Origin of the sequence: Petrotoga miotherma DSM 10691, assembly GCF_002895605.1 — a bacterium.
In the GTDB taxonomy this organism is placed as follows: Bacteria; Thermotogota; Thermotogae; order Petrotogales; family Petrotogaceae; genus Petrotoga; species Petrotoga miotherma.
In genome coordinates, this window is record NZ_AZRM01000058.1 from 1 (window position 1) to 1,062 (window position 1,062).

The 1,062-nt window shown below is 36.1% G+C and carries 1 protein-coding gene; it reads left to right on the forward strand.

Going from position 1 to position 1,062, the window contains the following annotated elements:
* Positions 1-36: 36 nt before the first annotated feature.
* Positions 37-1,062 (forward strand): acyl-CoA mutase large subunit family protein (locus tag X928_RS09090; RefSeq protein ID WP_245857224.1); only part of this gene is annotated, 1,026 nt, incomplete at its 3' end.

The following is a 1,062-nucleotide window of genomic DNA, read 5'->3' on the forward strand; positions in this document are numbered from 1 at the left end:
AATATTTTAAAAAATTTATTGTGGGAGGAAATTCCTATGTTTGAAAGAGAGAAAATCCATGAAATAGAAAAGTCAAAAAAAGAATGGAAAGAGAAAAAATTAGAACCTACCTTAAGCCGCTTTCCAGAGAGAAAACAGGAATTTGTTACCTCATATGAAGATGAGATTGAACGGCTTTACACACCTTTAGATATAGAAAACTTAGATTACATTAAAGATTTAGGATTTCCTGGTGAATATCCTTTCACCAGAGGTGTACAACCAACCATGTACCGTGGTAAGTTATGGACTATGCGGCAATATGCAGGATTTGGATCTGCAGAAGAATCAAACAAAAGATATAAATACTTATTAGAACAAGGCCAAACAGGTTTATCCATAGCTTTTGATCTACCAACACAAATAGGGTTTGACTCAGACGATCCCATGTCTGAAGGGGAAGTGGGAAAGGTTGGTGTAGCAATAGATTCATTAAGAGATATGGAGATTCTTTTCGATGGCATCCCTTTGGATAAGGTGAGTGTTTCAATGACTATCAACTCAACTGCGATGATTTTATTAGCAATGTTAATGACTATTGCAAAAAAACAAGGTGTCCCTTATGAAAAACTCAGAGGCACTATTCAGAATGATATTTTAAAAGAATACATAGCAAGGGGCACTTACATCTTTCCACCTAAAGAATCTATGAAGTTGATAGTAGATATTTTTGATTACGGAAGCAAAAATCTTCCAAAATTTAACTTAATAAGTATCAGTGGTTATCATATTAGAGAAGCGGGTGCTAATGCGGTTCAAGAAGTAGCTTTTACATTGGCAGATGGAATATCCTATGTCGAGGCGGCAATTAAAGCTGGCTTAGATCCAAATGAATTTGGAAGGAACCTTTCATTCTTCTTTAACGCACATAACAACTTTTTAGAAGAAGTGGCAAAATTTAGGGCAGCTAGAAAATTATGGGCAAAGATTATGAAAGAGCGATTCGGTGTGACGGATGAAAAGGCAATGAAATTGAAATTTCATACCCAGACAGCAGGCTCCACGTTAACCGCACAACAACCT